Genomic DNA, 25,670 nt, shown 5'->3' on the forward strand with positions numbered 1-25,670 from the left:
GGGGGCGGGTCAGCCGCTCTCCATCCTTCAGCGTCTCTGCCAGGGCGGACCCTTTGGAGCAGAGGCGGCCCCGGTTGGCGGGATGGTCGGTGTCGCCCACCACCCGGCCATCGGCCTGGGCCACGACGCCGCAGCCCACGCCGCAATAGGGGCAGGTGGAGCGGACGGTGCCGGCAAGGGCACCGGCTTCAGCGTCCCGTGCCATCCCCTCCGGCATCACGCCACCATGGCCAGCAGGATACGACCATCCTGCACCCGCACGGGGATGCGGGTGACGCAGCCCTCGTCGGGGGCGCAGGCCTCGCCCGTTTCCAGGTCGATCACCCAGTTGTGCAGGGGGCAGGTGACGGCATGGCCGTGCACCGTGCCCTGCGACAGGGGGCCGCCCTTGTGCGGGCAGCGGTCGTCCACGGCGAAGACGGCGTCGTCCAGGGTGCGGAAGACGGCGACATCGCCCCGGGGGGTGGCGACCACGCGCGCACCCTGGCGGGGAATGTCGTCCACGGCGCCCACCTCGACCCAGCGGCCCTCGATACCAACGCTGTCCATGATCATCACTCCACCGTCGCCAGGGTGCGGAAGGGGGCGGCGGCCGCCTTGCCCGGCGCGCGCTCGGCCCACGGGTCGTCCTGGCTGAATTTCTGGGCGTACAGGAACTTGGCGTAGAGCGCCTTGCGGCCGGCCTCATCGTCCACGATGCGCTGCTTCACATGGGCCAGGCCCACGCGCTCGATCCAGGGCGCCGTGCGCTCCAGATAGCGCGCCTCCTCCCGGTAGAGCTGCAGGTAGGCGCCGCAGTATTCCAGCACCTCACCTTCCGTCGTCACCTTGCACAACAGGTCGGTGGCGCGGACGTGGATGCCGCCGTTGCCGCCGACATGCAGTTCCCAGCCGCTGTCCACCGCCACCACGCCGAAGTCCTTGATGGTGGCCTCGGCGCAGTTGCGCGGGCAGCCGGATACGGCCAGCTTCACCTTGTGCGCGTGCCAGGACCCCCAGGTCATGCGCTCCAGCTTCACGCCCATGCCGGTGCTGTCCTGCGTGCCGAAGCGGCACCATTCAGAGCCTACGCAGGTCTTCACCGTGCGCAGCGCCTTGCCGTAGGCGTGGCCGGAGACCATGCCGGCGTCGTTCAGATCCTTCCACACAAGGGGCAACTGCTCGCGCGTCACGCCCAGCAGGTCGATGCGCTGGCCGCCCGTCACCTTCACCGTGGGGATGGCGTACTTGTCCACCACGTCGGCGATGGCGCGCAGCTCATCCGCCGTGGTCAGGCCACCCCACATGCGCGGCACCACGGAATAGGTGCCGTCCTTCTGGATGTTGGCGTGGTTGCGCTCGTTCACGAAGCGGGACTGCTGGTCGTCCTGATACTCACCGGGCCAGGCCACCAGCAGGTAGAAGTTCAGTGCCGGGCGGCAGACATGGCAGCCGTCGGGCGTGGACCAGCCCAGGGTGGACATGACCGCCGGCATGGTGCGCAGTTCCTGATCCACGATGGCGCGGCGCACCTGGTCGTGGCTGTGGGTCGTGCATTTGCACAGCGGCTTCTCCCCCGTGGGCTTGGCGTAGCCGTCGCCCAGCGACAGGGCCAGCAACTGTTCCACCTGGGGTGTGCAACTGCCGCAGGAGGCGGACGCCTTGGTGCGGGCCCGCACCCCCTCCAGCGTGGTCAGGCCATGCTCCGCGATGGCGCCCATGATCTTGCCCTTGCACACGCCGTTGCAGCCGCAGATCTCGGCCTCATCGGGCAGGGCGGCCACGGCGGCGGTGGGGTCGGCGGCGGGCGCGCCGGCCGCCAGGCTGGCGAAGGCCTGGCCGAAGATCAGGGTATCGCGCAGCTCGCCCAGCGGCTTGTCCTCGCGCAGCAGCTGGAAGTACCAGCCGCCGTCCTGGGCGTCGCCGTACAGCACGGCGCCCACCAGCTTGTCGTCGCGCAGCACCAGGCGCTTGTAGGTGTTGCGGGCGGCGTCGCGGAAGACCACCTCCTCCGTCGTTTCGTCACCGATGAAATCGCCGGCGGAGAAGACGTCGATGCCCGTGACCTTCAGGCGCGTGGCCATGGCGGCGGGGACGTAGTCGCTGGTGGCGTCCTCGCGCGCCAGGTGGTCGGCGCAGACCTTGGCCATGTCCCATAGCGGGGCCACAAGGCCATAGGTCTTGCCGCGATGCTCCACGCACTCGCCCACGGCGAAGATGTCGGGGACGGAGGTGCGCATGTCGTCGCCCACCTCGATGCCGCGGTTGATGGCCAGGCCGGCGGCCCGCGCCAGGTCGATGTTGGGGCGGATGCCGATGGCCAGCACCACCAGGTCGCCCGGGATCTCCCGCCCATCGGCCAGGCGCACGCCCTGTACCCGGCCCTCGCCGAAGATCTCCTCGGTCTGGCCGTTGGTGAAGAAGTTCATGCCGCGCTCGTCCAGCTCGCGCTGCAGCAGCTCGGCCGCCGCCTTGTCCAGCTGGCGTTCCATGATGGTGCCCATCAGGTGGACGACAGCCACCTGCATACCCCGGCGCAGCAGGCCGTTGGCGGCCTCCAGCCCCAGCAGGCCGCCGCCGATGACGATGGCGCGCTTATGTTCCTCCGACGCCTTGATCATGGTGTTGACGTCGGCGATGTCGCGGAAGGCGCAGACGCCGGGCAGGTCCAGGCCCGGCACCGGTGGGGCGATGGGGCGGGACCCCGTGGCCAGCAGGACCTTGTCATAGGCCACCACCCGGCGGCTGGCCGACGTCACGGTGCGGGCTTGGGTGTCGATGGCCGTCACCGCGTCCCCGGTGATCAGCTCGATCCCATTCTCCTCATACCAGGAGCGAGGGTTGATGACGATCTGCTCCAGGTCCTTTTCGCCGGCCAGCACGGATGACAGCATGATGCGGTCGTAGTTGACGTGCGGTTCGGCGCCGAAGACCGTGATGTCGTACTTTAGCGGGTTGCGCTTCAGCAGTTCGTCCACCGTCCGCATGCCGGCCATACCGTTGCCGACGACCACCAGCTTCTGGCGCGGGGGCATATGCGTGTCCATGGGGGAACCCTTCCCTTGAATTTAAAGCTGTAACGTCGGGATCAGACGCGGGCCGCGCCCAGGGCGGCGGAACCCCAGGTGGTGCGCCAGCGGCGCTTCACCCCGGTCAGGCCGACCAGGGCGGCCAGGGCCAGCAGGGCGAACAGCAGGAAGCCCGCCTGGTAGCCGCCGGTCAGCTGCTTGGAGTAGCCGAGGCTGGAGGCCAGGTAAAAGCCGCCCACGCCGCCCATCATGCCGACCAGGCCGGTCATGACGCCGATCTCGCGGCGGAAGCGCTGCGGCACCAGCTGGAACACGGCGCCGTTGCCCATGCCCAGGGCCAGCATGGCGACCACGAAGACGGCCAGGGCCATCCAGGCCTGCGGCAGGGCGAAGCTGACCACCACCAGGGCGCTGGCGGCGATGGTGTACATGACGGTCAGCGAGCGCACCCCGCCGATGCGGTCGGCCACCGCACCACCGATGGGGCGTACCAGGGACCCGGCGAAGACGCAGGCCGCGGTGAAGTAGCCGGCGGTGATGGGGCTGAGGCCGTACTGGTCATTGAAGTAGATGGTGAGGGAGGAGGCGAGGCCGACGAAGCCGCCGAAGGTGACGCTGTAGAAGAACATGAACCACCAGGCGTCGCCGATCTTCAGTACCGCCAGGTATTCCGCCAGCGACTTGGCCGGCGGGCATTCCGGGCTGTCCTTGGCCAGCACGGTGTAGACCAGCAGGGTCAGGGTCAGCGGGATGGCCAGCAGGCCCAGCACATTGTTCCAGCCATAGGCGACGGCCAGGGCCGGCGCGAAGAGCGAGGCGAACACGGTGCCGGAGTTGCCGGCGCCCGCCAGGCCCAGGGCCGTGCCCTGGTGCTCCGGCGGATACCAGCGCGAGGCCAGCGGCAGGGCCACGGCGAAGCTGGCGCCGGCCACGCCCAGGATGGTGCCGGTCAGCAGGGTGGCGTTGAAGCTATGCACCCCGAAGTACCAGACGGCGACCAGCCCGGCGATCACCACCACCTGCGCCAGGAGGCCGGTACGCTTGGGGCCCAGGTGATCCACCAGGATGCCATTGATGACGCGGAAGAAGGCGCCGGCCAGGACGGGAACCGCCACCATCAGGCCCTTCTGCGCCGGCGACAGGCCCAGATCCTTGGCGATCAGCACGCCCAGCGGGCCCAGGATGACCCAGGCCATGAAGCTCATGTCGAAATAGAGAAACGCCGCGAACAGGGTCGGCAGATGTCCAGCCTTCAGGAAACTCTTGTTCATCGGGTGCGCCTCCGGGCAGGGCTGCGGGCCTTTGGCGACGGGGCTGCCACGGGTCGGGCGCCGCCTATCACCAGAAGGGGGTGGTGGATCGGGGTCAGGCCGAAATGGGCCTGCGTGTGGGGTAGGGCCCGGTGGAACCGGACGCTGACAGGCCGCCGTTGACCCGCCGATCAGACCACATGGGATGCGCGCCATTGCATCATCCCGGAGGCGGGGCCACCCCGCCGTTGGGGCCGCCCCGACGCAGAAAAGAACCTTTTGGCCCCCTGCTCGTGTAATCTTCTTCGCAACCGCCGTGCCAGTTTCGCCGTCGCGGAAAACCTGGGGTTTTGGCGAGGCGGCGGGCGGCGTATTTGCCTATTTTATGCACAATCGCTAAGCGGGTCGCGCATATGATCAAATTATAGGCAATAGGCGGAGGTGGGCGCGGATGGGGGCGGGGCAGATCGACCTGCGCGCGGGGTGGTGCAGCGAAACCGGCCGCCGCTCGCGCAATGAGGACTACGTGGGCGTGTGCCTGGGCACCGCCACCCAGCGCAGCCGCCAGGGGGCGGTGGCCGCCATCGCCGATGGCGTGTCGGGGGCGCCCGGTGGTCGCGTGGCGGCGGAGCTGGCGGTGCGCGCCTTCATCGATTTCTATCTGGGCGAACGCCAGACCTTGGGCGTGCGGCGGGCGGCCGCGCACGCGGCGGAGGCCATCAACCGCTGGATCCATGCCCAGGGCCGGGTGGACCCGGAGCGCACGGGCATGGCCACCACCCTGACCGCCGTGATCCTGCGCGACCGCCGCGCCCATATCCTGCATGTGGGCGACACCCGCCTGTACCGCCTGCGCGACGGCCGCCTCAGCCTGCTGACCGAGGATCATGTGCACAGCGGTCCGGACCAGCGCCACATCCTGCGCCGCGCCATCGGGCTGGAGGACGCGCTGCGCGCCGACTACACCGCCGAGCCCCTGCGCGAGGGCGACCGTCTGGTGCTGCTGACCGACGGTGTCCACGGCGTGCTGTCGTCCCGCGACCTCGCCCGCCTGGCGGCGTCGGAGCCGACGCCGGAGGCGGCCAGCCAGCAGATGGTGGCGGCCGCCCTGTCGGCCGGCAGCCATGACAACGCCACCGCCCTGGTCATCGACGTGGTGGCGCTGCCACCCGCCGACCGGGATGAACTGGCCGACCTGACAGCGGAGCTGCCCATCCTGCCCCTGCCCAAGCCGGGCGATGTCGTTGACGGTTATCGCGTCGGCCGCCCGTTGTCCGATGGCCGCTACAGCGCCCTGTTCCTGACGGAACCGGTGGGGAAGGAGGCACCGCTGGTGCTGAAGTTCCCCAAGCCCACGGTGGCGGACGACGTCGTCTACCGCCTGGCCTTCGTGCGCGAAGGCTGGGTGGCGGCGCGGGTGCGCAGCCCCTGGCTGGGGGAGGTGGTGGAGGTGCCGCCCGGCCGGCAGACGCGGCTATATACCGTCATGCCCTATTACCCGGGGCAAACCCTGGCGCAACGCCTGGCCGCGCCGCCGCGCGTGGGCGTGGCGGAGGGCGTGCCCCTGGCGGTGAAGCTGGCCAAGGCGGTGGCGGCCCTGCACCGCGCCGGCATCATCCACCGGGACATCAAGCCGGACAACGTCATCATCGACGGCGCCGGGGGCCTGCGCCTCATCGACCTGGGTGTGGTTCGTTTGCCGGGGATGGAGGACTTCCCGGCCGAGCAGATCCCGGGAACGCCCAGCTACATGGCCCCGGAACTGCTGGCCGGTGAGCCGGGGGATGAGGGTACCGACCTCTATGCCTTGGGCGTCACCGTCTATCACCTGTTCACCGGCGCCTATCCCTACGGCGAGATCGAACCCTTCCAGCGCCCCCGCTTCGGCGCGCCCGTGCCCTTGCAGCAGCGCCGGCCGGACCTGCCCACCTGGCTGGACCTGTCGGTCATGAAGGCCGTGGCCGCCAATCCGGCTGATCGCCACGGCGACGTGCTGGAGTTCGCGCTGGAACTGGAGGCTGGCGCCGCCCACCCCGCGCCGCGCCCCACCCGCCGCCGCTCCCTCTACGACCGCGACCCGGTGCGCTTCTGGAAGCTGACGGCCCTGGCGCTGCTGGTCCTGCTGATCCTGTCACTGGTGCGGGATTAGGGCGAACCTATCCGATAGTGGTGATTTATGAGAATAACAACTTATACGCTTTAAACTCATTCGATTGAGTCTTTCAGGTTTTCGCACCTATGGTTGTGTATCGCTGTGGCGACCCAGAGCCCGGCGATCCACCAAGCGACCCGAAAACTCTAAGGGAAACCCAATCATGAGCACCACCGACGTCAAGCAACTGGCTGGCCTTTTCCACCTGACGCTGCATTCGGGCGGCGCGCCTGGCGCCCCGACGGATACGCTTAATCTGACGGTCTACACGCCCAAGCGCGAGGTGACGGGCTATTCTCTGGTAACCCAGGCGACCAACCCGCCGCTGCACGTGGCTTCTCACGTCACCGGCACCCTGATCTATGAGACCGTGACGGGCCCAGGCTCCAAGATCCGCATCGACCTGAACGGCTGGCCGGAAATCCACTGGCCGCCGCAGGCCGGCATCGGCCCGGTTATCCCGCAGAACTACAAGGCCATCTTGGTGCTGGAACCCAACTACGCCTCCGGCGTCATCCGCTACGAGTACCGTACGGATCTCAGCGGTCCCTGGCATGTGGTGGAACAGCCGGTCCACGCCGCCTGAATTTCTTCCACCCGTTCCCCAGACTTCAAGGCCGCGCCCCCACATGGGCGCGGCCGTTTCTTTTTGGCGGAAGATGCTGACGCCGATGTCCCGGCCCAGTTCTCACCTGGCGCGGGATTAGAACAGCCGATAGTCGGCCAGCGGAAGGCCGTTCTTCTCGACGAAAGCGTTCCAATCAGCAATGGCGTCTTTGTTATCGGCCAACCATTGAGCGGCTTGCTCTTTGCTCATTGGCGTGCGCGCCATCGTGCGGCGGTCGCAGGGAAACTTGTCATCTGACATGGCCAAGCACCCGTAGGCTGTGGGCGGTTTGCTCAAGAGAAAACTGCTTGCCCGTAGCTTCAAGGCAAGCCCGGATGGCGTCAATGTCCTGCGCGTATTCCTGGGGCGGAAGGCCGCCAGATCGGGGCAAGCGCGTATGGCGGGGAAATTCCAGCCACTCGATCGAGACCAAGGGAAACGGGCCGTAGTTAAAGCTGTCGATGAAGGCGTGCGGCATGCCCGCCAGCCAGACGGGCCCCAGGACTTTCATGTCCTCGACGTCAATGAATTTCACCAGCACCTGCGGGATATCGAGACCGCTTTCCCGCAAAGCGGTGAACAGGTGGCGCCACTTGGCATTGGACATCACCGACGCTGGCAAGCGGCGGGCGGTGCGCCGGTCTCGGGCCAGATCATCGGCCAGGGTGGTCATGTTGAATCGCCCACGCCCGCCGCCGTGTCATACAAGTCCGGCCGATAGATGCGCGCCGCCAGAGCTTCCGCCTCGGCCGCGCTGACTGGCAGGTCGCGCCAACGGGCCATCTGGTCCAGGAACCAGCGGGCCTGGTCCAGGGTAGGGCGGGTGGCCGCGCCGAAGACGCAGGCGTCGGTGTCCTGGCCCACGCCCTCACGGGCGCCGCCGGGGAGGGAGGCGGCGATGATCTCGGGCGGCAGGTTCAGGAAAGCGGGCTGGGCCAGGGTGGCGGCGAGGACGGGGGTGTTGGCGGGGTCGGCGCAGTCGGCGGCGGCGCGCAGCAGGGCGCGCAGGACGCCGTGCAGGGCTTCGGGCTGCTCCTCCGCCCAGACTTCGCGCACCGCCAGGCACTTTTCCGGGTGGCCGGGCATGATGTCCGACGACAGGGCCACGGTGCGGCCCACGCCGGCCGCCGCCGCCACCGCCCCCCACGGGGCGCCGGCGCAGAAGCCGTCGATGCGCCCGGCCTCGATGGCGGCCACGCTGTCGGCCGGGGGCACGATGGCCCAATCCACGTCGGCCTGGGGGTCGATGCCGGCGGCGTGCAGCCAGCTTTTGAACAGCAGGGCGTGGGTGGACCAGGCATGGACCACCGCCAAGGTGACGCGGGCGCGGCCCCGCAGCAGGGTGGCCAGGCGGCGGCCGGCTTCGGCGGCCGTGGGGCGCCCCCCTTCAAGGATCGCACCGGCCAATTCATTGGACAGCGTCACGGCGTTGCCGTGCTGGCTGAGGCTCATGGGGATGATCAATCGGGCCGCCGCCGGGCGCAGGCCCAGTGCCATGGCCAGCACCAGGGGCGGCAGCATGACCGCCGCATCCAGCAGGCCATAGGACAGCTTGTCCGCCAGATTGGCCCAGCTGGGTTCCACCGACAGGGTGACGTCCAGGCCCTCGGCCGCGAACAGGCCGGCGGCCTGGGCGTGGATGACGGGGGCGCTGTCGGTCAGGCGCAGCAGGCCGATGCGGATGGGGCGTGGAAGGGTCATGACCCGCCTCCCTTCTTCTGTTCAGCGGCGGCCACGATGTCGGCGGCCACGGCGGCCAGCTTGCGGCTCTGCTCCATGGCCTGGCGGCGCAGCCAGCGATAGGCGTCCGGCTCCGCCATGCCGCGTTGGCGCATCAGCAGGGCCTTGGCCTGGTCCACCACCTCACGCTCGCGCAAGGAGGTCTCGGCCTTGTGCAGGCTGGTCTCCACCTGGCGATAGCGGCGGAACATGGCCACCGCCGCCTGAACCACCGGCTTCAGCACGGGCAGCGAGGCGCCGACGACGTTGTAGGAACTGACGCCGGCCTCGATCGCCGCCTCCATGAAGGCGGGGTCGTCCTGGTCGACGAACATGACGATGGGGCGGGGATCGTGACGGGAAATGGCGCGGATGTCGTCCAGCCCGTCGCGGTCGGGACGGGCCATGTCCACGATCACCAGGTCCGGTACCGTCCGCGCCACGGCGTCGGCCAGCAGTTCCCCAGGCCCCAAACGGACGATGTCCGTGGCGCCGGCGGCCATCAGGTCCGCCTCGACGATGCGGCCGGGATCGGCGGGGTGGACGGTGTCGGCGATAAGGACTTTCACCGGCGGCACACGGGGGAATTGGGGTGGCGGAGGCAACCACCTCTAATCGCCCTTAGCCCCCGCGCGCAAGCGCGATGACGCTGACCGTGCGCAAGCGCGGTGATGCTGCCCGTGCGCAAGCACGGTGATGTTGATCGTGTCGGTCCGCTCAGAGAACCGGCAGCAGACGGTCGATCGCGCGGGCCAGGTCCACGTCGCGCTGTGACAGGCCGCCGGCGTCATGCGTGGTCAGGCGGATGTCCACGCGGTTGTAGACGTTGAACCATTCCGGGTGGTGGTCCGCCTTCTCCGCCAGCAGGGCCACCTGGGTCATGAAGCCGAAGGCGGCGGTGAAGTCGGTGAAGACGCAGCGACGGGTGATGGCGTCGCCCTCCGGCGTCACGGTCCAGCCGGGCAGGGGGGAAGATTGGCGGCGTCCAGGCGCTTGACCATGATGGGCCTCTTCAGTCGGCGGTGGGGGCGGTGACGGGGACCAGCGCGCCGTTGATGGCGCGGGCGGCCCGGCTGGCCAGGAAGACGATGGCGTCGGCCACCGCCGCCGTGGCGGTCCAGGTCTTGGGATCGACGGTTGGCATGTCCGCCCGGTTTTGCGGCGTGTCCATGACCAGGGGCAGCACGGCGTTGACGCGGATGCGCCCGCCCAGTTCGGCGGCCAGGCTTTCGGTCAGCCGGGCCACGGCGGCCTTGGACGCGGCATAGGCGCCCATGCCGGCGCCGGCCTTTTCCGCCGCGGCGGCCCCCACATTGACGATGGCGCCGCCGCTGGCCAGCCCGCCCTCAGACTCCGGCACGATGGCGGCCCGGCACATGTTCAGGCAGGTGCGGGCGTTGAGGGCGAACAGCTTTTCCCAGGTGGTGGGGTCGCCCTCCGCCACCGTCTGCCAGCGGAAGCCGCCCGCCACGTTCACCACCACGTCGGCCCCGCCCATGGCCACCTTGGCCTGGAGGAAGGCGGTGCGGGCGGCGGCCTCGTCCGTCAGGTCCACGCCGCCCAGGTGCAGCACGCCATCGGTCACGACGGCCGGTGCCGGCGCATGGTCGACCACGGTGACGCGGTGGCCCGCCGCCAGGAAGGCCTTGGCCACCGCCCCGCCCAGGACCCCGGCGCCGCCGGTGATGATGACCTTTTGCTGGGTCATGATGGTCTTCCCTTCCTTCGTTATTACAGGGCTGGGGCGGGCGCCACCTGGCCCCGGCAGTCGCCGAAGCCGATGGCGACATAGCCCTCGGCCACCGCGCGGCCGGCCAGGATAAGCTCGTCGCCATCGGCCAGGAAGGTCCGCGTCTCCCCGGTTGGCAGGGTGATGGGCGCTTTACCGCCGCACGTCAATTCCAACAGGCTGCCTACGCCGCTGTCATCGGGGGTGGAAATGGTGCCCGTGCCCAGCAGGTCGCCGGGGTTCAGGTCGCAGCCGTTGCAGGTGTGGTGCGCCACCAACTGCGCCGCCGTCCAATACAGGTTGGTGGCGGGGCCGGTGCCCAGGCGGTGTGGGGGCAGTTCCGCCTCGCGCATCCGGGGCGTGCGGATCTGCACCGACAGTTCGATGCCATAGGCGCCGTGCTCCTGGTCCGCCTCATCCCACAGATAGGGCAGGGGCCGGGGATCGTCCGCCGCCCGCGCCGGCTGGCGCGTGCGGAAGGGGGCCAGCGCCTCCGCCGTCACGATCCAGGGCGACACGGTGGTCAGGAAGTTCTTGGCCAGGAAGGGGCCCAGCGGTTGGTATTCCCACGCCTGCAGGTCGCGGGCGGACCAGTCGTTCAGCAGGCACAGGCCCGCGATGTGGCTGTCCGCCTCGCCAATGCCGATGGGGGTGCCAAGCTCATTGCCCGGCCCGATCCAGATGCCCAGCTCCAGCTCCAGATCCAGGCGCTGGCTGGGGCCGAAGGTCGGCGCGTCCGCGTCTGGGGGTTTGCGCTGGCCGTTGGGACGACGCACCTCCGTCCCGGTTACGCGCACGCTGGAGGCGCGGCCGTGATAGCCGATGGGCACATGCTTGTAGTTGGGCAGCAGCGGGTTGTCGGGGCGGAACTGCCGGCCGACGTTCAGCGCGTGATGGATACCGGCATAGAAATCGGTGTACCCGCCGATATGTGCCGGCAGATGCAGGGTGCAGTCCGCGGCCGGGTAAAGCAGGTTTTCCACGTCGCCCCGTTCGTCGCTGCCGCTGGCCAACAGCTGTGACAGGCGGCGGCGCAAGGCCCGGCGGGGTCCCGCGCCCAGGGCCAGCAGCGGGTTCAGCGTCGGCCCGCTGGCGGCGATGGCGGCGTCCAGCGCCGCCCCGGTGAGCAGGCCGGAACGGCCGGCCCTGGCCAAGTCCAGCACTTGGTCGCCGATGGCGACGCCGCCGCGTGGCGCCTCATTCGGGGTGCTGAACACGCCCAGGGGCAGGTTCTGGATGGGAAAGTCGGTATGCCCGTTGGCGCTGGCGACCCAGCTGGTCAGAGCCGGGTTGTGCGTCTCGTCGATCACAGGAGGGGTCATTTCGGTAGTTCGGCCTTGGTGAAGCCCGCCCAGCAGTCGTCATAGTCCAGCTGCATGAGCGGCGTTTCGACGGCGAAGCGGGTGGGGCGGATGACCCAGCGGCTTTCGAACATGAAGGCCATGGTGTTCTCGATCTTGTGGGGCTTAAGGTCCGCCGCCACCGCCCGCTCATAACTGGTGCGGTCGGGGCCGTGGCCGCTCATGCAGTTGTGCAGCGAGGCGCCGCCGGGGGCGAAGCCGCCGGCCTTGGCATCGTACTGGCCGTGGATCAGGCCCATGAATTCGTTCATGACGTTGCGATGGAACCAGGGCGGGCGGAACGTGTCCTCCGCCACCATCCAGCGGGGTGGGAAGATGACGAAGTCGCAATTGGCCGTGCCGGTGATTTCCGACGGCGCCGTCAGCACGGTGAAGATGGACGGGTCCGGATGGTCGTAAGACACGGTGTTGATGGTGTTGAACCGCGCCAGATCGTACGTGTACGGCGCCAGGTTGCCGTGCCAGGCCACCACGTCCAGGGGGCTGTGGTCCAGGGTGGTGGTCCACAGGCGGCCCTGGAACTTCTGCACCACCTCCGTGGCCTCATCCACATCCTCGAACCAGGCGACGGGGGTCAGGAAATCGCGCGGGTTGGCCAGGCCGTTGGCGCCGATGGGCCCCAGGTCGGGCAGCTTGAAGGGGGGGCCGTAATTCTCGCAGACATAGCCCCGGGCGCGGCCGTCCGGCAGCAGGGCGCGGAAACGCACGCCGCGCGGCACCACCGCGATCTCCCCCGGCGCCACCTCCATCCGGCCCAGCTCCGTCTCCAGGCGCAGGCGGCCCGTCTGCGGCACGATCAACAGCTCGCCGTCCGCGTTGTAAAACACCCTGGATGCCATGGGCTGATTGGCGGCGTAGAGATGGATGGCGATGCCGCTGTTGGCGCCCGCGTCGCCGTTTCCGCCATAGGTCACCAGGCCGTCGATGAAGTCGGTGGGGGCGTCGGGCAGGGGCAGGGGATCCCAGCGCAGGCGGTTCGGGGTGGGTGGCACCTCGTCAAACGGGCCGGAGCGCAGCAGGCTGGACCGCACATATGGCTGAAAGGGCGCATGGCTGGCGGTGGGGCGCAAGCGGTACAGCCAGGACCGGCGGTTCTCCGCCCGCGGGGCCGTGAAGGCGCTGCCCGACACCTGCTCGGCGTACAGGCCAAAGGGGGCTTTCTGGGGAGAATTGCGGCCCACTGGCAGGGCGCCGGGCACCGCCTCCGTCGCAAAGCCGTTGCCGAACCCGCTCATGGTTTCCAGGGGGCCATTATCCAAGGTCATGGCGATTGCCTCCACCAGATCGTTTCATTTGAAACGATATAAGGGGTCATCCGACACGCTTGTCAAATGAATATGGGCGGCGTTTCAGGCCGTGGCACCCAGGTGGCCACCAGTGTACACCCGCCGCCTCGCGAGAACCTTTCAATCGTGCTGCCCCAACCGCGTGCCGCTGCAAAGGTTTCGCGGCTGAACCGCTCCGCTTGAAACAGGCTGATCAGATCGGCAGGGCGGTGGTGTATTTCACCTGGCTCAGGGCGAAATGCGATGCCGCGGCGGCCACGGCCGGGTGGGCCAGCAACTCGCGCATCAGAAAGCGTTCGTAGCTGGCGACGTCGGCCACCACCACCCGCATCAGATAGTCCCATTCGCCGGACATGCTGTGGCAGTCCATTATCTCGCCGCGCGTCTGGATGAAGGCCTCGAACTCCTGGCGGTCCTTGGTGGCATGGCTTTTCATGCGCAGTTGGCACATGACGCTGACGCCGCGGCCCACCTTGGCCGCGTCCACGAGGCGTACGGCCGGGCCCAGGATGCCGGCGGCCTCCAGCGCCTTGATGCGCCGCCAGCACGAGGCGGGGGACGCGCCGACCTGTTCCGCCAGGGCGGCGTGGCTCAGGCTCGCGTCGCGCTGCAGGGCGCGCAGGATGCGATGATCGATGTCGTCAAACTGATCAATCTCTTTCATTCCGCACCACCTCGTGAAATACGGTTCCTATAATCGTGCCAGAACCTGTGGCAATGAAAGGACATTGTCATGGATTTCGCATAAAATCATTCAGCAACAATAGCGGTGCCGCCGTCGGGCGTCCCGCTCCGCCCATAAGGGAGTTTCCGCTTCATGTCCGCCCCGACGCTTTTCGACGCGCTGGCGCCGCAGCCCGCCGACACGCTGCTGTCCCTGATCGCCTTGCACCGGGACGATCCCCGGCCCCACAAGCTGGATCTGGGTGTTGGTGTCTACCGTGACGATAGCGGGGCGACGCCGGTGATGCGGGCCGTGAAGGCTGCCGAGGCCCGCTTGCTGGAAACCCAAGGCAGCAAGAGCTATCTGGGTCCGGAAGGCGACATTCGGTATGCCGAACTGCTGCAGCCCATCGTGTTCGGAAGGGCCGTGCCGGCCGATACCTTCGTCGGGGTGCAGACCCCCGGTGGCACCGGCGCTCTGCGCCTGGCGGCGGAGCTGATCAACGCCGCCCGGAAAAACGCCAAGGGGCCGGGTGCCAAGGTCTGGTTGGGCACGCCCACCTGGCCCAACCACGCGCCCATCATGACCGCCGCCGGCCTGACGGTGGCGACCTATCGCTATTACGATCAGGCGACGCAGACCGTCCTGTTTGATGAGATGATGGCCGCGCTGCAGGGCGCGGCCGCCGGCGACGTGGTGTTGCTGCACGGCTGCTGCCACAACCCCGTCGGTGCCGACCTGAACCATTCCCAGTGGCGGGCGGTGGCCGAGGTGGTGGCCCAACGGGGGCTGATTCCCCTCATCGATCTGGCGTATCAGGGTCTGGGCGATGGTCTGGAGGAGGATGCCGCTGGCGCCCGCTTGGTTCTGGATGCCGCCCCGGACGCCTTGCTGGCCTATTCCTGCGATAAGAATTTCGGCCTGTACCGGGAGCGTGTGGGCGCCCTGTACGCCAAAGGCGGCACGCCGGCGCGCACCGAACTGATGCGGTCCAACATCCTGCTGCTGGCCCGGGTGAACTGGTCCATGCCGCCGGACCATGGCGGCGCCCTGGTGCGCGTCATCCTGGACGATGCCGCCCTGACCGCCGACTGGCGGACGGAGCTGGATGGCATGCGCACCCGCATCAACCGAGTGCGCCAGGCCTTGGCGGCCGGTGACCCCTGGCTGGCGCCGCTGGGCCACCATCGCGGCATGTTCTCCCTGCTACCGCTGTCGCCGGACCAGGTGGCCACGCTGCGCCGCGAACACGCCGTCTACATGGTGGGCTCCGGCCGCGCCAACCTGGCCGGCCTGACACTGGACACCGTGCCGCAGTTCATCGACGCGTTGCGCGCCGTGCGCTGAGGGTCGGGGGGCGGTTTCCTGCCCCCCCTTGTCCATTCCCGGAAGCGGTCAGGCCGTCTTGCGGACGGAGGTCATGGCCGGTTCCTGGGGGGCTTGCAACTCCCGCAGGCGCCGGCGCCAGGCGTCGGCGATCTGGATGTCCAGGCTGCCGCGCTCCGGCGTCCAGCCCAGGATGCGTCGCGCTTGCGTCGCGTCACCCACCAGGGCGGGCGGGTCGCCGGGCCGGCGCGGCCCGACATGCCACGGGATGGGCAGGCCGGTCACCCGTTCCGCCGCCTCCATGACTTCGCGCACGGAATAGCCGTTGCCGTTGCCCAGGTTCAGGGCCATGGACGGCCCATCGTCCAGCAGATGCTTCAGCGCCAGGACGTGGGCGTCGGCCAGGTCGCTGACATGGATGTAGTCGCGGATGCAGGTGCCGTCCGGCGTGGGGTAGTCGGCGCCGTTGACGGTCAGCCCGTCCTTGCGGCCCAGCGCCGCGTCCAGCACGTTGGGAATGAGGTGCGGCTCCGGATCATGGTTCTCGCCCAGGTCGCCGTCGGCATCGGCCCCCGCGGCGTTGAAATAGCGCAGGACGACGGCGCGCAGGCCCCAGGCGGGCTCGCAGTCGGCGATGATGCGTTCCATCATCTGCTTGCTGGCGCCATAGGGGTTGATGGGCGCCTGGGGGTGCCCCTCGGTGATGGGCACGCGCTGGGGCACGCCATAGACGGCGCAGGTGCTGGAAAACACCAGGTTGCCGACGCCGGCGTCGCGCATGGCCTCCAGCAGGGCGATGGAGCCCGCGACGTTGTTGCGATAGTAGAGCAGCGGATCGCCGACGGACTTGCCCACATGGGCGTAGGCGGCGAAGTGCATGACGGCGCAGGGCTGGTAATCGCGCAGTACGTCGCCCAGTCGCGCCACGTCGCCGATGTCGCCAACCTCCAGCGGGCCGTACAGCACGGCCTCGCGGGGGCCCCGGCTCAAATTGTCATAGGTGACGGGGCTCAACCCCGCCTTAGCCAACGCCTTGCAGGCATGGCTGCCGATGAAGCCGGCACCGCCGGTCACCACCACAGTGTCACTCATTGCCTCTATCCCTTCACAGTCTTCTCCCCGACAACTCCGGGGGGCTTCTGGTGGGTCCCCGGCGACATGGCCGATGGCGAATGTCAGGACGCGGGGCTGGGGCGCATCCCGCCTTCAAGCGGGGGCTGTTCCCGTGGGGCCCCGGCCCGCCGGGCGAAAAAACGGCACAGAGCCCGGATCTCCTCACCAGCGACGAAGGTCTCGTCGGGCAGGGACAGCAGGCGCTGCCGCTTGCGCTCATAGTCCTCGGGCGAGAGATCCTGGAAGAAGCGCACCATGGTCTCTTCCAGGGGCTGGTCGAAGCCCCAGCCCACGTCATGGCGCGTCACCAGTCGGTCGACCTCGAAACCCCGGACGCTCAGACAGGGCACGCCGAAATAACCAGCCTCGTAGAACCGGTTGGGCAGCAGCCAGCGTGAGTTGTGCTCCGTGTTCTCCAGATCCAGCGCCCAGGCGAAATCGACGCCCGCGTACATGTCCGCCAATTCGCCGGGGTGGTCGTAGCGCCCGCCGTACAGGATGTTGGGGCAGGCCTCCAAGGTCTTGAAGAAGCTCTTCTCATCCACGGTGGTCAGCACGCCCCGGAAGCGGATTTGCAGCCGGTCGGGCAGGCGCTGTGCCAGGCGGCGCATCAGGTCCACCGTCTGCTCCCCCGGATCAGCCCGAAATAGCCGATGACCCAGGGGCGGTCCGGCGGCATCACCGGCCGCGTGCCGGTGGATGCCGGGGCGGGGCTGGCGGGCAGGGGCGACGGGCGCTCCGGCAAGCCCGGCCGGGGCAGCTTGTTTTCCACCAGCAGCCACGGTCCGCGGAACTTCTGCGTCGGCGCGTAATAATGACGATGGAAGCCGGGTGAGGACAGGACCAGCAGCTTGACCTGGGTCAGGCACAGCCGTTCCACCAGGCGCAGGGCCAGGGAGCGCAGGCCGTGGGCCACGAACATGGGCTGGATGTCCAGCACCTCGTAAACCAGCTCGGCCTTGCGACTGATGAACCACTTCATCACCAGCGCCAGCAGCAATTGGTCGATGTTGCGCGCGTAAAGGACGGTGGCGTCGGTCAGGCGCGCGCGGTTGCGGAAGATGACGCGCAAGGCGCCCGCCAAGGCTTGCAGCCGGTGGGCATACTTGCCGTCCACGGTGCGACCGAGCAGCACATGCGGCCAGGGCGGGCGGTAACCGCTGTTGTACCGCGCCCGTTCGAAGCCCAGGACCAGGACGGGCAGGCCATTGTCCAGGAACTCCCGCACGCGCTTGATGGTGCTGACGTCGGTGATGTCCTGGGTCAGGAACACCACGCCGACCTTGCCGGCGTCCGCCGATCCCCGTCGGGAGCCGATACGTTCCGCCATCCAGTCGCCCACGGGCCAGTCGCCCGCAGGCTCCGCCCCCCATCGCGGCCGTCTGACGGTGAGACGGGGACATCGGTGGATGAAACGGTGGCGCTGGCAGCTGGACTATTGTCCATGAGCGCTGCGCTGGGAATTCTTGACAGCACGGATGTCCCCATTTGCGGCCGTTGCGAAGTAATTCATCATGGACTGGCGCAAATTTTCCGTGCTGTGACAAAACAGGGCCGCCTAATCATTAAAGGGCGTATGCCTTTTTTCGTGGTGGTAGCGCCTGTGACTGAAATGGGTCAGGTAAAGCCGCGCCGGTCACAGGTTGGTCACTGGCGGGTCGACGGCGGTCCTGTTTGATTTCAACCACCACATCAGCGGCTTCGCTTGCCCCAAGGGCGGCGGTCCGCCACCGGATCAACCGACGGAAGAGACCCAGGCCGTGGCCGAGCGCACTCCTTCACCCCAATCGCATCCGTCCGGGCGCCCCGTGCAACCGCCGCCGGTCTTCGGTGGGTTTTCGGAAGAAGAGGCCTTGCCCGCGGGTGAGGGGCAGCAGGCCGAACGCCGGTTCGACCGGGTGGCCATAACCTCTGTCTTCGGTGATCCGACCCATCCCCGGACCTGGTCGGGCGCCCCCCGCAACCTGGGTATGGCGTTGGAGAAGCTGGGCGTGACGGTGGAGGGCTTCCACCCCCATCTGTCCAAGACCTTCAAGATGGGCTTGGCCGCCCGCCACGTCATGGCCGGCTATGGCAAGCTGATGACGTCGGAGCAGTTGTACCGCGCCGCCCCCGCCCGGCAGCATCTGGCCCGCCAGTTGGCCGCGAAGGCGGCGGAACGGGGAACGCGCCACATCATCCACACCGGCGCGCTGGACCTGCCGGCGGTGGAGGCCCAGGCCACGGCCGACCCCATGTTCGACCGCGCGCACCGCGTCCACCACTACCTCTATTGCGACCACACCTGGGCGCTGGCGGCGGAACACCGCCCCGATATCGCCGGCTACAGCCCGCGCGCCCTGGCGGCGTATGAGGACCTGGAACGGCGGTCGCTGCACTGCGTCGACCACATCTTCACCTTCGGCCGCTACGTCCGCGACCACATCATCAGCCATTACGGTGTGCCAGCGGCCCGCGTCACGGCCGTCGGGTCGGGCATGGGCGACATCAAGCCCTATATCGGCCCCAAGGATTACGCCAAGCCCAAGTTGCTGTTCGTCTGCAAGCACCTGTTCCGGGAAAAGGGTGGCGAGCTGGTGATCGAAGCCTTCCAGCAGGCGGTTCTGCGCCGCCCGGATCTCAGCCTGACCATCGTGGCCGATCCGTCCGTCCGCGACCAGGTGCCTGAGCATCCCGCCATCGAGTTCCGGTCCGCCTTGCCCTGGGCTGAGTTGCAGGAGCTGTACCGCCGCTCGTCCCTGCTGGTGCAACCCATGCTGAACGACCCGTGGGGCCAGGTGTATCTGGAGGCGCTGATCTCCCGTACCCCCGTCCTGGGATTGCGGCGCAACGGTCTGCCGGAAATCACCGGCGACGGCCGCTACGGCTTCCTGGCCGCCCGCGCCGATCCTCAAGAATTGGCGAACCTGATCGTTCAGGCTGTTTCGGACCCGCAACGCCTGGCCGTCATGGGCGCCCGTGGCCAGAACCACGTCCTGGAAACCTACACCTGGGACCGGGTCGCCCGTGCCGTGCTCTTCCCCTGAACACGTCAACCGCCAGGACAAGGGGCGCCTAGAATAAATGGAAAGAAGCGCCCCAAACAACAATCCGGAAACAATCCCCAAGAACTTTGCTGGAAACAGCGACCAACCCATTGATGAACGGAGCAGCTATGTCGAATAGAACCGCGTTGATCACCGGCATCACCGGCCAGGACGGGTCTTACCTGGCCTCGTTCCTCCTGGCCCGGGGCTATGTGGTCCATGGCCTGAAGCGCCGTTCCTCCTCCATCAACACCGACCGGCTGGATCACATCTACCGGGATCGCCACGAGGGCGGTTTTGAGTTCTCGCTCCACTATGGCGACATGACGGACAGCCTGGCGCTGACCCGCCTGATCGCCGAGACGCGGCCGACCGAAATCTACAACCTGGCCGCCATGAGCCATGTGGCGGTCAGCTTCGAAATGCCGGAGTACACCGCCAACGTGGACGCCACCGGCACGCTGCGCCTGCTGGAGGCGGTGCGGTCGCTGAAGATGCAGGACGATGTCCGCTTCTATCAGGCCTCCACCTCCGAACTGTACGGCGGCATCAGCAGCGATCCGCTGTCGGAAACCACGCCGTTTCACCCGCGCAGCCCCTACGCGGTGGCCAAGATGTACGGCTACTGGATCACGGTGAACTACCGTGAGGCGTACAACATGCACGCCTCCAACGGCATCTTGTTCAACCATGAATCGCCTGAGCGCGGCGAGACCTTCGTCACCCGCAAGATCAGCCGCGCCGTGGCGGCCATCGAACGCGGCCTGCAGAACTGCCTCTACCTCGGCAACCTGGAGGCCCGGCGCGACTGGGGCCACGCCCGCGACTATGTTGAGGGCATGTGGCTGATGCTGCAGCAGGACAAGCCCGACGACTACGTGCTGGCCACCGGCGAGGCGCATTCGGTGCGCGAGTTCGTGGAACTGGCCTTCCACTGCATCGGCCGCCCGCTGGTGTGGCGGGGTGAGGGCGTGAACGAGCGCGGCTATTGCCGCCGCACCGGCAAGGTGCTGGTCGCGGTCGACCCCGCCTATTACCGCCCGGCCGAGGTCGACTTCCTGCTGGGCGACCCCACCAAGGCCAAGACGGTCCTGGGCTGGCAGCACCGCATCGCCTTCGAGGAGTTGGTCTACGAGATGGTGAATGCCGACCGCGCCCTTCTGGATCGCACCCCCGTCAAGCAGTGGGAAGGACAGCACGATGCACAAGCCCCCTTACGAGCTGCGCAATAAGCGCGTCTGGGTCGCGGGCCACCGCGGCCTGGTTGGCTCCGCCCTGGTGCGGCGGCTGGAGCGGGAGGGGTGTGAGATCCTGACCGTCGGCCGCCACCACTGCGACCTGCGCAACAGCGCCCAAGTCGACCGGTGGATGAAGGACCTGCGCCCGGATGCCGTCTTCCTGGCGGCGGCCCATGTCGGTGGCATCCACGCCAACGACACCCGGCCGGCGGAGTTCATCTACGACAACCTGATGATCGAGGCGAACGTCATCGACAGCGCCCACCGTTCGGGCGTCGAAAAGCTGTTGTTCCTCGGCTCCTCCTGCATCTATCCGCGGATGGCTCCCCAGCCCATCCCGGAGGAGGCGCTGCTGACCGGCCCGCTGGAGCCGACCAACCAGTGGTACGCCATCGCCAAGATCGCGGGCATCAAGCTGTGCCAGGCATACCGGCGCCAGTACGGCTGCGACTTCACCTCGGTCATGCCGACCAACCTGTACGGGCCCGGTGACAACTTCGACCTGATGGCTAGCCATGTCGTGCCGGCCCTGATGGTGAAGGCGCACAAGGCCAAGCAGGAAGGGGCGAAGGCCCTGGAAATCTGGGGCAGCGGCACGCCCTTGCGGGAGCTTCTGTACGTGGACGACGCCGCCGACGGCATGGTCTTCGTCATGAAGCATTATTCGGGGGAGGAACCGCTGAACCTGGGCAGCAGCCAGGAGGTGTCCATCGCCGAGCTCGCGGAACGGATATGCCGGGTCGTGGGTTTCCAGGGCGAGATCGTGCACGACCGCAGCAAGCCTGACGGGACGCCGCGCAAGATCATGGACAACAGCCGGCTGGAAGCCTTGGGCTGGCGCGCCCCAACGTCGATCGACGACGGCCTGGCCCAGACCTATCGCTGGTATGTGGAAAACATCGCCTCCGTCCGGGGCGCGCCGGTTGTCCACGCCTGACGGTGACGGGGCTGACCGCCGGCTCTCCCCGGCGGCCGGGCCGTCCCCACCGCCACCGGCCAGGCGATTGCCCTCGTCTGGCCGGTGGCGGTTCCATCCTAACCACGGTGGCCCCAAAAACGGCGGCGCCCGCGTCCGCGCCGTCGGTGAGAGGTGTTAATGCGTGATCGGAACGGCGATCTGAATACCGCCCACCTGATCGGTGACATCGGCCGCCGGGCGACCCGGGGCGGAACCGTGATGATGGGGGCCCAGGTGGTGAAGCTGGTGGCCCAGTTCGGCTCCGTCATCGTGCTGGCGCGGGTGCTGGCCCCGGCTGAGTTCGGCCTCATCGCCATGGTCGGGGCCATGACCGCCCTGTTTGAAATCGTGAAGGAGCTGGGCCTGTCCGCCGCCACGATGCAAAAGACGGACATCACCCACGAACAGGTCAGCGCCCTGTTCTGGATCAACACGGGTGCCGGTTGCCTCATCGCCGCCTGCCTGGCCTTGGGCGCCCCCGCCATCGCCCACTTCTACGGGCAACCGGATCTGGAGCCCGTCACCCGCTGGCTGGCACTGGGCTTCGTCATGAGCGGCGCCACGGTGCAGCATTGGGCCCTGCTGCGCCGGCAGATGCGCTTTTCCGCCATCGCCATCGCGGAGACCGGCAGCGAGCTGCTGGCCTTCGTCGTGGCCGTGGTCCTGGCCTTCCAGGGATGGGGCCACTGGGCCCTGGTGGCGCAGCGCCTGGCCGCCCCCTTCCTGGTCATGGCCGGATGCTGGGCGTTGTGCCGATGGCGGCCGTCGCTGCCGCGCCGCACGTCGGGCATTCCCGAGTTGCTGGGCTTCGGCCTGTCGGTATCGGGGTGCGGCATCCTCTCCACCCTGGCGCGCAGCATCGACCAGATCCTGGTGGGCCGCCTGTTCGGCGCCGCCACCCTGGGCCTCTATGAACGCGCGGCGCGGCTGGTTCTGGTGCCCATCAACAGCATCAACGCGCCGCTCTACTCCGTGGCCATGCCGGCCTTGAGCCGCCTGGTGGATGAGCCGCAGCGCTTCCGCCGGGCGTTCGGCGTCCTGATCGAGCGGGTGGCGATGGTCACCATGCCGGCCGCCGCCGGTGCCGCCGTCGCGTCCGACTGGGTGACCAACCTGCTGTTCGGCCCGAAGTGGGAGGCGATGTCCCCCCTGATCACCTGCTTCGCCCTGGTGGCAGCCGTCCAGCCCACGCTGATGACCGCCGGCCTGATCTACCTGCCCCAGGGGCGGTCGCGCGACCTGCTGCGCTCCACCGCCATCGACGTGGCCCTGGCCATCGCCTCCTTCATCGCCGGTGTTCCCTTCGGCGCCGTCGGGGTCGCGGGAGCCTATGCCGCCGTCGGCCTGGTTTTGCGCCTGCCGGTCTGTTTCTACCTGGCCGCAGGGCAGGGGCCGGTCACGCAGGGCGACCTGTACCGGCGCATCCTGCCCTCCGTCTGGGCGTCGTTGGCGGTTGCCGGCGTCGTCTGGCTCTTGCGCAACGGGGTGATGCCCGAAAGCCTGCTGGCGGCCCCGCTGGTGGCGCTGGCGGTGGCCGCCGTGGTTGGGATGCTCACCGCCGGGCTGGCCTTCCTGCTGATGCGGCCCAGCCGTGAGGCCATGACCAGCGTCCTGCGCTCCCTCGTCTCCCGGCCGCAGCCGGCGCCGACGGCCTTCGCCAAGGAGGTGGCTGAATGATCCCCGGTGCGCTGAGGCGCGGGGCGAAGCAACTGGTTCGCACCGTCTGTCCCACGCCGATGATGCTGTGGCTTGAACACAAGTACTTCGAGCATTTCGGTGAAGCCGAAACCCGCCTGGTGCGCCACCTGTGCGAGCCTGGGCGCGACGCCATCGATGTGGGCGCCAACGAGGGTTGCTACATCCATTTCATGCGGCCCCACGCCCGCCGGGTCTATGCCTTCGAGCCCGTGCCCTGGCTGGCGGCGCGTCTGTCGGCCAAGTTCGGCGACGACGTCGTGGTCTACCCCACCGCCCTGTCGCAATCGTCCGGCATGGCCCAGCTGCATATTCCCGTCGTGGCGGGACAGCCCGAAACGGGGCTGTCGACCCTGTCGCCCACCGCCCTGGCCGACCAGCCGGCGCAGCGTGAATTGAAGGTGACCTCCGCCCCCCTCGACGCCGTCTATTCCGGTGACGTCGCCTTCATCAAGATCGACGTGGAGGGGCACGAGGAGGCGGTGCTGGAGGGCGGCCGGGAAACCATCACCCGGTGCCATCCCCGCATCCTGGTGGAGATCGAGGAGCGGCATTCCCGCGGCTCCATCGACCGTATCGCCCGCTTCTTCGACGCCATCGATTACCAGGGGTATTTCCTGCATCACAACAAGCTGCGCACCCTGGACAATTTCGACGTGGCCACGATGCAGCGTCCGGAGGACATCCAGGACTATCGCCCCGGCCTGGCCCGCAGCCAGTTCGCCGATTATGTGAACAACTTCCTGTTTCTGCCCCGGCAGGAATCCCCCGGCACCCTGGCCAACATCGCCGCTGAGCTGGCGCAGGAGTAGCGCCCCCGAAAGCGAGGAGTGCTCCCGGCGACGATGTCGTCGGCACTCACGCACAGGTTGACAAGAACAAATAAAGAACATATGTTGCTCTTCCAACAACAGGGAGAGCGATCATGGATGGCTGGCAGCGTCGATACCGCGTGAGCAACGGCCCGGGTGGCCTGGGCCTGAGTTGCACGGCCGAGGGCTTGGCCTTGGCTGGCGTACCCCTGCTGGCCAAGGGCGCCGGCGGCTTCCAGGCCCGCTCGGCGGCGGAGGTGGCGGTGTTGCTCAAGCGCGCCTATGCCGGTGGGGAACCCGCTGCCGCCGCGCTGCCGGCCCTGGCCAAGATCGCCGACGCGCTGAACCGCGGTGATCTGGCCCAAGCCATGATCCGCGCCGTGCATCTACGCCTGCCTGAATTGGATTGGGACGCCGCCGTCCGGTTGGCGCGGGCCAACGACAACTTGGCGAAGTACAGCCCTGACCAGGCGCGGGATGATCATGGGCGCTGGACGGGTGACGGCGAGACATCGCAGGAGCCCGTCAAGGCTGAACAGCCAGCATCAGCGCGGCGCGATGTGCCGAATAAACCGTCTGTCATGCCGGAAGACAGGGGTTCGCAAGGCAAGCAGAAAAAATGCGGTCAATTTTTCGTTGATGAAAAAGGAATTCTCAGCCCATCGGCCGCCAAGAAATTATTTGAGGAAGAGTTGGCGGCGATGCTGAGGTCTGGAGTCCTTTCGAAAGAAGAAGTAGAAGATAGCATCCGAAATCACAGATTTATTTTCCGCCCAATCTTCGCGGCGTACGCGGAACATATGGGAGAACCGTTGCCCGCAGTGTCAATGGAGGTCGCTCGGCGATTAGCAGGTGGCCTGACGAACGGATTTGTTCCCGGTGGACTAACTAACCCGGCCACCAACACGACAGAAATTTATATGTCGGCAGCGGCCCCGGCTATAATACTGGGGTTGGGAAAGACTGATGCCAGAAGAACCATGCAGTTTGTGCTTCGCCACGAGTTATTTCATCAGAAAGGCGGTGGTACCTGCAAGCCCGCCGACGAATGCTGTGCGGACTCGTTCGCGATCTCCAATATGCCGGCCATGCAGAAATGAATAAAACGCTAGGGAGAATAATTAAAATAGCGGCCATATTTACTGGCGTATTGTCTTTTCTGACAATAATATTTCTATATTATATAATAACGGCCGATTTCACGGGGGTCTTTGTGGAGGATGCTGATCAGGCGGCCTCAGCGTTGGCTTACGCATACCTTGAGTATGACACAGGAGAAGTCTATGTCTCCATAAATGGCCATGATCCGGATGAGGTGATAAATCAGATTATCAAGAATAAGAACATTAAGATACACAACCTAAGTGAAATCCCGGAATGCAACGTTCCAGATGAGCGCGATCAAGCTCCATCATGCGGTGGCAGGCATATACTGCGTGCCAGATTCATCGACGCGCCCGCAAAGTACGTTGCAATCGTCGGCCTAACGACGGAGGCATGCGGCGGGAGAGGCACTTCGGTGAAAATTGCCGGTAGGTGGCTCTTGCAGAAACATTCTGTGCATTGCTGCCGCATGAGTGTTGTCCCCCTATAATCGCAATCCTGAGGCCCGCGCCGATCTTCAACCGTAATTGACCCAGCCTGTCGCCGCAGTATCCAGGACACCTCATCGGCCATCGTGGCGGCCGCGGCCCGCAGTTCCGATGGTCTGGGCGGCACGTCAATG

26 protein-coding genes and 1 pseudogene are annotated in these 25,670 nt (G+C 67.4%); 11 read left to right on the forward strand and 16 right to left on the reverse strand.

What is annotated here, in order from left to right; genetic code table 11:
- Nucleotides 1–88: 88 nt before the first annotated feature.
- From UCD39_RS06465 to UCD39_RS06480, 4 genes and pseudogenes are all read right to left on the reverse strand, one after another.
- Nucleotides 89–217 (reverse strand): annotated as a pseudogene (locus UCD39_RS06465) (hypothetical protein); the annotation flags it as partial.
- Nucleotides 217–555: a nitrite reductase small subunit NirD gene (gene nirD / locus UCD39_RS06470; protein ID WP_442943578.1), complete on the reverse strand. Its 339-nt coding sequence runs from the start codon at nt 553–555 to the stop codon at nt 217–219. The pseudogene UCD39_RS06465 and the gene nirD, both read right to left, overlap by 1 nt.
- Entirely contained in the window at nt 555–3,026 is a 2,472-nt protein-coding gene (gene nirB / locus UCD39_RS06475; protein WP_330495234.1) for a nitrite reductase large subunit NirB, read from the reverse strand. The genes nirD and nirB overlap by 1 nt, the downstream gene beginning before the upstream one ends.
- Nucleotides 3,027–3,067: 41 nt before the next feature.
- The gene (locus tag UCD39_RS06480; RefSeq protein WP_330495235.1) at nt 3,068–4,279 is read right to left on the reverse strand and encodes a nitrate/nitrite transporter; all 1,212 of its coding nucleotides are present in this window, start codon (nt 4,277–4,279) and stop codon (nt 3,068–3,070) included.
- A gap of 430 nt (nt 4,280–4,709) precedes the next feature.
- Here UCD39_RS06480 and UCD39_RS06485 point away from each other — a divergent pair, with 430 nt between their 5' ends.
- On the forward strand, nt 4,710–6,407 hold the full coding sequence (locus UCD39_RS06485; protein ID WP_330495236.1) for a bifunctional protein-serine/threonine kinase/phosphatase: 1,698 nt from the start codon (nt 4,710–4,712) through the stop codon (nt 6,405–6,407).
- Between the two features lie 166 nt (nt 6,408–6,573).
- Complete coding sequence (locus UCD39_RS06490) at nt 6,574–6,996, forward strand: DUF1842 domain-containing protein (RefSeq protein WP_330495237.1); 423 nt, start codon at nt 6,574–6,576, stop codon at nt 6,994–6,996.
- A 117-nt stretch (nt 6,997–7,113) separates the two neighbouring features.
- Here the strand turns inward: UCD39_RS06490 and UCD39_RS06495 are convergent, their stop codons facing one another.
- The 9 genes from UCD39_RS06495 to UCD39_RS06535 form a co-directional block, all read right to left on the reverse strand.
- Nucleotides 7,114–7,278, reverse strand: a complete 165-nt coding sequence (locus UCD39_RS06495) for a type II toxin-antitoxin system CcdA family antitoxin (protein WP_330495238.1) — start codon at nt 7,276–7,278, stop codon at nt 7,114–7,116.
- Complete coding sequence (locus tag UCD39_RS06500) at nt 7,268–7,690, reverse strand: DUF6678 family protein (RefSeq protein ID WP_330495239.1); 423 nt, start codon at nt 7,688–7,690, stop codon at nt 7,268–7,270. The genes UCD39_RS06495 and UCD39_RS06500 overlap by 11 nt, the downstream gene beginning before the upstream one ends.
- Nucleotides 7,687–8,718: a CmpA/NrtA family ABC transporter substrate-binding protein gene (locus UCD39_RS06505; protein ID WP_330495240.1), complete on the reverse strand. Its 1,032-nt coding sequence runs from the start codon at nt 8,716–8,718 to the stop codon at nt 7,687–7,689. The genes UCD39_RS06500 and UCD39_RS06505 overlap by 4 nt, the downstream gene beginning before the upstream one ends.
- A complete protein-coding gene (locus UCD39_RS06510) occupies nt 8,715–9,305 on the reverse strand; it encodes an ANTAR domain-containing response regulator (RefSeq protein ID WP_330495241.1) in 591 nt (196 codons plus the stop codon). The genes UCD39_RS06505 and UCD39_RS06510 overlap by 4 nt, the downstream gene beginning before the upstream one ends.
- Nucleotides 9,306–9,453: 148 nt before the next feature.
- The gene (locus UCD39_RS06515; RefSeq protein ID WP_330495498.1) at nt 9,454–9,702 is read right to left on the reverse strand and encodes a 4a-hydroxytetrahydrobiopterin dehydratase; all 249 of its coding nucleotides are present in this window, start codon (nt 9,700–9,702) and stop codon (nt 9,454–9,456) included.
- A 46-nt stretch (nt 9,703–9,748) separates the two neighbouring features.
- A complete protein-coding gene (locus UCD39_RS06520; protein WP_330495242.1) occupies nt 9,749–10,444 on the reverse strand; it encodes an SDR family NAD(P)-dependent oxidoreductase in 696 nt (231 codons plus the stop codon).
- Nucleotides 10,445–10,467: 23 nt separating this feature from the next.
- Nucleotides 10,468–11,787 carry a fumarylacetoacetase gene (gene fahA, locus UCD39_RS06525; RefSeq protein ID WP_330495243.1) on the reverse strand — a complete coding sequence of 440 codons (1,320 nt, stop codon included), beginning with the start codon at nt 11,785–11,787 and terminating at the stop codon, nt 10,468–10,470.
- A complete protein-coding gene (hmgA, locus tag UCD39_RS06530) occupies nt 11,784–13,091 on the reverse strand; it encodes a homogentisate 1,2-dioxygenase (RefSeq protein ID WP_330495244.1) in 1,308 nt (435 codons plus the stop codon). Before hmgA ends, fahA begins: the two co-directional genes overlap by 4 nt.
- A gap of 214 nt (nt 13,092–13,305) precedes the next feature.
- The gene (locus tag UCD39_RS06535) at nt 13,306–13,776 is read right to left on the reverse strand and encodes an Lrp/AsnC family transcriptional regulator (RefSeq protein WP_145729309.1); all 471 of its coding nucleotides are present in this window, start codon (nt 13,774–13,776) and stop codon (nt 13,306–13,308) included.
- A 153-nt stretch (nt 13,777–13,929) separates the two neighbouring features.
- Here UCD39_RS06535 and UCD39_RS06540 point away from each other — a divergent pair, with 153 nt between their 5' ends.
- Entirely contained in the window at nt 13,930–15,123 is a 1,194-nt protein-coding gene (locus UCD39_RS06540; RefSeq protein WP_330495245.1) for an amino acid aminotransferase, read from the forward strand.
- Nucleotides 15,124–15,171: 48 nt separating this feature from the next.
- On the opposite strand, the gene galE is transcribed toward UCD39_RS06540, so the two are convergent.
- From galE to UCD39_RS06555, 3 genes are all read right to left on the reverse strand, one after another.
- Nucleotides 15,172–16,194, reverse strand: coding sequence for a UDP-glucose 4-epimerase GalE (galE, locus tag UCD39_RS06545; RefSeq protein ID WP_330495246.1), 1,023 nt, complete (start codon nt 16,192–16,194; stop codon nt 15,172–15,174).
- A gap of 83 nt (nt 16,195–16,277) precedes the next feature.
- Nucleotides 16,278–16,835, reverse strand: coding sequence for a hypothetical protein (locus tag UCD39_RS06550; RefSeq protein ID WP_330495247.1), 558 nt, complete (start codon nt 16,833–16,835; stop codon nt 16,278–16,280).
- Entirely contained in the window at nt 16,826–17,545 is a 720-nt protein-coding gene (locus UCD39_RS06555) for a hypothetical protein (protein ID WP_330495248.1), read from the reverse strand. The genes UCD39_RS06550 and UCD39_RS06555 overlap by 10 nt, the downstream gene beginning before the upstream one ends.
- A gap of 114 nt (nt 17,546–17,659) precedes the next feature.
- Here UCD39_RS06555 and UCD39_RS06560 point away from each other — a divergent pair, with 114 nt between their 5' ends.
- The 8 genes from UCD39_RS06560 (at nt 17,660) to UCD39_RS06595 (ending at nt 25,538) form a co-directional block, all read left to right on the forward strand.
- Nucleotides 17,660–17,893, forward strand: coding sequence for a hypothetical protein (locus UCD39_RS06560; RefSeq protein WP_330495249.1), 234 nt, complete (start codon nt 17,660–17,662; stop codon nt 17,891–17,893).
- Nucleotides 17,894–18,068: 175 nt separating this feature from the next.
- Complete coding sequence (locus tag UCD39_RS06565) at nt 18,069–19,241, forward strand: glycosyltransferase family 4 protein (RefSeq protein WP_330495250.1); 1,173 nt, start codon at nt 18,069–18,071, stop codon at nt 19,239–19,241.
- Between the two features lie 128 nt (nt 19,242–19,369).
- Nucleotides 19,370–20,473, forward strand: a complete 1,104-nt coding sequence (gmd, locus tag UCD39_RS06570; RefSeq protein ID WP_145729315.1) for a GDP-mannose 4,6-dehydratase — start codon at nt 19,370–19,372, stop codon at nt 20,471–20,473.
- A complete protein-coding gene (gene fcl, locus UCD39_RS06575) occupies nt 20,442–21,416 on the forward strand; it encodes a GDP-L-fucose synthase (RefSeq protein WP_330495251.1) in 975 nt (324 codons plus the stop codon). Before gmd ends, fcl begins: the two co-directional genes overlap by 32 nt.
- A 159-nt stretch (nt 21,417–21,575) precedes the next feature.
- A complete protein-coding gene (locus UCD39_RS06580; RefSeq protein ID WP_330495252.1) occupies nt 21,576–23,114 on the forward strand; it encodes a lipopolysaccharide biosynthesis protein in 1,539 nt (512 codons plus the stop codon).
- On the forward strand, nt 23,111–23,944 hold the full coding sequence (locus UCD39_RS06585) for an FkbM family methyltransferase (protein WP_145729318.1): 834 nt from the start codon (nt 23,111–23,113) through the stop codon (nt 23,942–23,944). Before UCD39_RS06580 ends, UCD39_RS06585 begins: the two co-directional genes overlap by 4 nt.
- Nucleotides 23,945–24,057: 113 nt before the next feature.
- Complete coding sequence (locus tag UCD39_RS06590; RefSeq protein ID WP_330495253.1) at nt 24,058–25,044, forward strand: hypothetical protein; 987 nt, start codon at nt 24,058–24,060, stop codon at nt 25,042–25,044.
- The gene (locus tag UCD39_RS06595; RefSeq protein ID WP_330495254.1) at nt 25,041–25,538 is read left to right on the forward strand and encodes a hypothetical protein; all 498 of its coding nucleotides are present in this window, start codon (nt 25,041–25,043) and stop codon (nt 25,536–25,538) included. Before UCD39_RS06590 ends, UCD39_RS06595 begins: the two co-directional genes overlap by 4 nt.
- Nucleotides 25,539–25,670 lie beyond the last annotated feature (132 nt).

The organism is Nitrospirillum karajorum, from assembly GCF_036348415.1.
GTDB classification, from domain to species: domain Bacteria; phylum Pseudomonadota; class Alphaproteobacteria; order Azospirillales; family Azospirillaceae; genus Nitrospirillum; species Nitrospirillum amazonense_B.

Coding starts and splice junctions, on each gene's coding strand:
- UCD39_RS06495 (WP_330495238.1), bottom strand. CDS start 7,278: ATGTCAGATGACAAGTTTCCCTGCGACCGCCGCACGATGGCGCGCACG.
- UCD39_RS06540 (WP_330495245.1), top strand. CDS start 13,930: ATGTCCGCCCCGACGCTTTTCGACGCGCTGGCGCCGCAGCCCGCCGAC.
- UCD39_RS06500 (WP_330495239.1), bottom strand. CDS start 7,690: ATGACCACCCTGGCCGATGATCTGGCCCGAGACCGGCGCACCGCCCGC.
- UCD39_RS06490 (WP_330495237.1), top strand. CDS start 6,574: ATGAGCACCACCGACGTCAAGCAACTGGCTGGCCTTTTCCACCTGACG.
- UCD39_RS06535 (WP_145729309.1), bottom strand. CDS start 13,776: ATGAAAGAGATTGATCAGTTTGACGACATCGATCATCGCATCCTGCGC.
- UCD39_RS06560 (WP_330495249.1), top strand. CDS start 17,660: ATGAGCGCTGCGCTGGGAATTCTTGACAGCACGGATGTCCCCATTTGC.
- UCD39_RS06480 (WP_330495235.1), bottom strand. CDS start 4,279: ATGAACAAGAGTTTCCTGAAGGCTGGACATCTGCCGACCCTGTTCGCG.
- galE (WP_330495246.1), bottom strand. CDS start 16,194: ATGAGTGACACTGTGGTGGTGACCGGCGGTGCCGGCTTCATCGGCAGC.
- UCD39_RS06485 (WP_330495236.1), top strand. CDS start 4,710: ATGGGGGCGGGGCAGATCGACCTGCGCGCGGGGTGGTGCAGCGAAACC.
- nirB (WP_330495234.1), bottom strand. CDS start 3,026: ATGGACACGCATATGCCCCCGCGCCAGAAGCTGGTGGTCGTCGGCAAC.
- UCD39_RS06590 (WP_330495253.1), top strand. CDS start 24,058: ATGGATGGCTGGCAGCGTCGATACCGCGTGAGCAACGGCCCGGGTGGC.
- UCD39_RS06505 (WP_330495240.1), bottom strand. CDS start 8,718: ATGACCCTTCCACGCCCCATCCGCATCGGCCTGCTGCGCCTGACCGAC.
- UCD39_RS06585 (WP_145729318.1), top strand. CDS start 23,111: ATGATCCCCGGTGCGCTGAGGCGCGGGGCGAAGCAACTGGTTCGCACC.
- UCD39_RS06580 (WP_330495252.1), top strand. CDS start 21,576: ATGCGTGATCGGAACGGCGATCTGAATACCGCCCACCTGATCGGTGAC.
- UCD39_RS06520 (WP_330495242.1), bottom strand. CDS start 10,444: ATGACCCAGCAAAAGGTCATCATCACCGGCGGCGCCGGGGTCCTGGGC.
- gmd (WP_145729315.1), top strand. CDS start 19,370: ATGTCGAATAGAACCGCGTTGATCACCGGCATCACCGGCCAGGACGGG.
- nirD (WP_442943578.1), bottom strand. CDS start 555: ATGATCATGGACAGCGTTGGTATCGAGGGCCGCTGGGTCGAGGTGGGC.
- fcl (WP_330495251.1), top strand. CDS start 20,442: ATGCACAAGCCCCCTTACGAGCTGCGCAATAAGCGCGTCTGGGTCGCG.
- fahA (WP_330495243.1), bottom strand. CDS start 11,787: ATGACCCCTCCTGTGATCGACGAGACGCACAACCCGGCTCTGACCAGC.
- UCD39_RS06595 (WP_330495254.1), top strand. CDS start 25,041: ATGAATAAAACGCTAGGGAGAATAATTAAAATAGCGGCCATATTTACT.
- hmgA (WP_330495244.1), bottom strand. CDS start 13,091: ATGACCTTGGATAATGGCCCCCTGGAAACCATGAGCGGGTTCGGCAAC.
- UCD39_RS06555 (WP_330495248.1), bottom strand. CDS start 17,545: ATGGCGGAACGTATCGGCTCCCGACGGGGATCGGCGGACGCCGGCAAG.